The following is a 4,940-nucleotide window of genomic DNA, read 5'->3' as shown; positions in this document are numbered from 1 at the left end:
AGCTAAGCGACTTCCATATCTCACAGGGGGCAACCCCCAACTACTTCCGGCGTTCTAGGGCTTAACTTCTGTGTTCGGCATGGGAACAGGTGTATCTCCTAGGCTATCGTCACTTAACTTTGAGTCTTACATACTCAAAATTGAATATCTATCAAATCACAAGAAAACCTTACGCTCTCGTATTCTCAGTTACTTTGGATAAGTCCTCGAGCTATTAGTATTAGTCCGCTACATGTGTCGCCACACTTCTACTTCTAACCTATCTACCTGATCATCTCTCAGGGCTCTTACTGATATAAAATCATGGGAAATCTCATCTTGAGGTGGGTTTCACACTTAGATGCTTTCAGCGTTTATCCCTTCCCTACATAGCTACCCAGCGATGCCTTTGGCAAGACAACTGGTACACCAGCGGTAAGTCCACTCTGGTCCTCTCGTACTAGGAGCAGATCCTCTCAAATTTCCTACGCCCGCGACGGATAGGGACCGAACTGTCTCACGACGTTCTGAACCCAGCTCGCGTGCCGCTTTAATGGGCGAACAGCCCAACCCTTGGGACCGACTACAGCCCCAGGATGCGACGAGCCGACATCGAGGTGCCAAACCTCCCCGTCGATGTGAACTCTTGGGGGAGATAAGCCTGTTATCCCCAGGGTAGCTTTTATCCGTTGAGCGATGGCCCTTCCATACGGAACCACCGGATCACTAAGCCCGACTTTCGTCCCTGCTCGAGTTGTAGCTCTCGCAGTCAAGCTCCCTTATACCTTTACACTCTGCGAATGATTTCCAACCATTCTGAGGGAACCTTTGGGCGCCTCCGTTACCTTTTAGGAGGCGACCGCCCCAGTCAAACTGCCCGTCAGACACTGTCTCCGATAGGGATCACCTATCCGGGTTAGAGTGGCCATAACACAAGGGTAGTATCCCAACAACGTCTCCCTCGAAACTGGCGTCCCGAGCTCATAGACTCCTACCTATCCTGTACATGTGGTACAGACACTCAATATCAAACTGCAGTAAAGCTCCATGGGGTCTTTCCGTCCTGTCGCGGGTAACCTGCATCTTCACAGGTACTAAAATTTCACCGAGTCTCTCGTTGAGACAGTGCCCAAATCATTACGCCTTTCGTGCGGGTCGGAACTTACCCGACAAGGAATTTCGCTACCTTAGGACCGTTATAGTTACGGCCGCCGTTTACTGGGGCTTCAATTCATACCTTCGCGTTACCGCTAAGCACTCCTCTTAACCTTCCAGCACCGGGCAGGCGTCACCCCCTATACATCATCTTACGATTTAGCAGAGAGCTGTGTTTTTGATAAACAGTTGCTTGGGCCTATTCACTGCGGCTGACGTAAAGTCAGCACCCCTTCTCCCGAAGTTACGGGGTCATTTTGCCGAGTTCCTTAACGAGAGTTCTCTCGCTCACCTGAGGCTACTCGCCTCGACTACCTGTGTCGGTTTGCGGTACGGGTAGAGTATGTTAAACGCTAGAAGCTTTTCTTGGCAGTGTGACGTCACTAACTTCGCTACTAAACTTCGCTCCCCATCACAGCTCAATGTTATAGAACTAAGCATTTAACTCAATTCACACCTCACTGCTTAGACAGACACTTCCAATCGTCTGCTTTAGTTAGCCTACTGCGTCCCTCCATCACTACATACTCTAGTACAGGAATATCAACCTGTTGTCCATCGGATACACCTTTCGGTCTCTCCTTAGGTCCCGACTAACCCAGGGCGGACGAGCCTTCCCCTGGAAACCTTAGTCTTACGGTGGACAGGATTCTCACCTGTCTTTCGCTACTCATACCGGCATTCTCACTTCTATGCGTTCCAGCGCTCCTCACGGTACACCTTCTCCACACATAGAACGCTCTCCTACCATACCTATAAAGGTATCCACAGCTTCGGTAAATTGTTTTAGCCCCGGTACATTTTCGGCGCAGGGTCACTCGACTAGTGAGCTATTACGCACTCTTTGAATGAATAGCTGCTTCTAAGCTAACATCCTAGTTGTCTGTGCAACCCCACATCCTTTTCCACTTAACAATTATTTTGGGACCTTAGCTGGTGGTCTGGGCTGTTTCCCTTTCGACTACGGATCTTAGCACTCGCAGTCTGACTGCCGACCATAATTCTTTGGCATTCGGAGTTTATCTGAGATTGGTAATCCGGGATGGACCCCTCACCCAAACAGTGCTCTACCTCCAAGAATCTTGATGTCGACGCTAGCCCTAAAGCTATTTCGGAGAGAACCAGCTATCTCCAAGTTCGTTTGGAATTTCTCCGCTACCCACAAGTCATCCAAGCACTTTTCAACGTGCCCTGGTTCGGTCCTCCAGTGCGTCTTACCGCACCTTCAACCTGCTCATGGGTAGGTCACATGGTTTCGGGTCTACGACATGATACTAAGGCGCCCTATTCAGACTCGGTTTCCCTACGGCTCCGTCTCTTCAACTTAACCTCGCATCATATCGTAACTCGCCGGTTCATTCTACAAAAGGCACGCTCTCACCCATTAACGGGCTCGAACTTGTTGTAGGCACACGGTTTCAGGTTCTATTTCACTCCCCTCCCGGGGTGCTTTTCACCTTTCCCTCACGGTACTGGTTCACTATCGGTCACTAGGGAGTATTTAGGGTTGGGAGATGGTCCTCCCAGATTCCGACGGGATTTCACGTGTCCCGCCGTACTCAGGATACTGCTAGGTACAAAGACTATTTAAAATACGAGGCTCTCACTCTCTTTGGCTGACCTTCCCATGTCATTCTTCTATAGTCTTTGAGTCCACTTTGCAGTCCTACAACCCCGAAGAGTAAACTCTTCGGTTTGCCCTCCTGCCGTTTCGCTCGCCGCTACTAAGGCAATCGCTTTTGCTTTCTCTTCCTGCAGCTACTTAGATGTTTCAGTTCACTGCGTCTTCCTCCTCATATCCTTAACAGATATGGGTAACAGGTAGTACCTGTTGGGTTCCCCCATTCGGAAATCCTTGGATCATCGCTTACTTACAGCTACCCAAGGCATATCGTCGTTTGTCACGTCCTTCTTCGGCTCCTAGTGCCAAGGCATCCACCGTGCGCCCTTATTAACTTAACCTTATTTTTCTGACCTTTCAGTCATAAACTCTTATTAATACTACAGCGTTTTCGGTTTATTTTCTTGTTACTATTTGATATAGATATTCAATTTTCAATGTGCATGACTTGGTGATCTCTCACCAATGGAGCCTAGCGGGATCGAACCGCTGACCTCCTGCGTGCAAAGCAGGCGCTCTCCCAGCTGAGCTAAGGCCCCACAAGACCTCTCAAGACTAAACAAGACCAATGTGCGTTCCTTATCCTTAGAAAGGAGGTGATCCAGCCGCACCTTCCGATACGGCTACCTTGTTACGACTTCACCCCAATCATCTATCCCACCTTAGGCGGCTGGCTCCAAATGGTTACCTCACCGACTTCGGGTGTTACAAACTCTCGTGGTGTGACGGGCGGTGTGTACAAGGCCCGGGAACGTATTCACCGCGGCGTGCTGATCCGCGATTACTAGCGATTCCGACTTCATGTAGGCGAGTTGCAGCCTACAATCCGAACTGAGACTGGCTTTAAGAGATTAGCTTGCCGTCACCGACTTGCGACTCGTTGTACCAGCCATTGTAGCACGTGTGTAGCCCAGGTCATAAGGGGCATGATGATTTGACGTCATCCCCACCTTCCTCCGGTTTATTACCGGCAGTCTCGCTAGAGTGCCCAACTAAATGATGGCAACTAACAATAGGGGTTGCGCTCGTTGCGGGACTTAACCCAACATCTCACGACACGAGCTGACGACAACCATGCACCACCTGTCACCTCTGTCCCGAAGGAAAACTCTATCTCTAGAGCGGTCAGAGGGATGTCAAGACCTGGTAAGGTTCTTCGCGTTGCTTCGAATTAAACCACATGCTCCACCGCTTGTGCGGGCCCCCGTCAATTCCTTTGAGTTTCAACCTTGCGGTCGTACTCCCCAGGCGGAGTGCTTAATGCGTTAGCTGCGGCACTAAACCCCGGAAAGGGTCTAACACCTAGCACTCATCGTTTACGGCGTGGACTACCAGGGTATCTAATCCTGTTTGCTCCCCACGCTTTCGAGCCTCAGCGTCAGTTACAAGCCAGAGAGCCGCTTTCGCCACCGGTGTTCCTCCATATATCTACGCATTTCACCGCTACACATGGAATTCCACTCTCCCCTCTTGCACTCAAGTTAAACAGTTTCCAAAGCGTACTATGGTTAAGCCACAGCCTTTAACTTCAGACTTATCTAACCGCCTGCGCTCGCTTTACGCCCAATAAATCCGGACAACGCTCGGGACCTACGTATTACCGCGGCTGCTGGCACGTAGTTAGCCGTCCCTTTCTGGTAAGATACCGTCACAGTGTGAACTTTCCACTCTCACACTCGTTCTTCTCTTACAACAGAGCTTTACGATCCGAAAACCTTCTTCACTCACGCGGCGTTGCTCGGTCAGACTTCCGTCCATTGCCGAAGATTCCCTACTGCTGCCTCCCGTAGGAGTCTGGGCCGTGTCTCAGTCCCAGTGTGGCCGATCACCCTCTCAGGTCGGCTATGTATCGTCGCCTTGGTGAGCCGTTACCTCACCAACTAGCTAATACAACGCAGGTCCATCTGGTAGTGGTGCAATTGCACCTTTTAAGCAGTTATCATGCGATATCTACTATTATGCGGTATTAGCTATCGTTTCCAATAGTTATCCCCCGCTACCAGGCAGGTTACCTACGCGTTACTCACCCGTTCGCAACTCATCCGGAAAGAGCAAGCTCCTTCCTTCAGCGTTCTACTTGCATGTATTAGGCACGCCGCCAGCGTTCGTCCTGAGCCAGGATCAAACTCTCATTAAAAGTTTGAGTTCTCACTCATTTCTGTCACTGACAGATTTATTGTTTTTT

1 tRNA gene and 3 rRNA genes are annotated in these 4,940 nt (G+C 50.1%); all 4 read right to left on the bottom strand.

Going from position 1 to position 4,940, the window contains the following annotated elements:
• Nucleotide 1: 1 nt before the first annotated feature.
• Nucleotides 2-117, bottom strand: a 5S ribosomal RNA gene (gene rrf / locus NGI26_RS09175).
• A 77-nt stretch (nt 118-194) separates the two neighbouring features.
• Nucleotides 195-3,096: ribosomal RNA gene (locus NGI26_RS09170) — 23S ribosomal RNA — on the bottom strand.
• A gap of 125 nt (nt 3,097-3,221) precedes the next feature.
• Nucleotides 3,222-3,294: transfer RNA gene (locus tag NGI26_RS09165), tRNA-Ala, on the bottom strand.
• A gap of 50 nt (nt 3,295-3,344) precedes the next feature.
• Nucleotides 3,345-4,892, bottom strand: a 16S ribosomal RNA gene (locus NGI26_RS09160).
• The 16S, 23S and 5S rRNA genes sit together here with 1 tRNA gene alongside, the layout of an rRNA operon.
• Nucleotides 4,893-4,940 lie beyond the last annotated feature (48 nt).

It is taken from the genome of Streptococcus sp. Marseille-Q0941, assembly GCF_943736975.1.
GTDB lineage: Bacteria > Bacillota > Bacilli > Lactobacillales > Streptococcaceae > Streptococcus.
The sequence above is the reverse complement of the archived record's forward strand: the minus strand, read 5'-3'. Positions and strand labels throughout refer to the sequence as shown.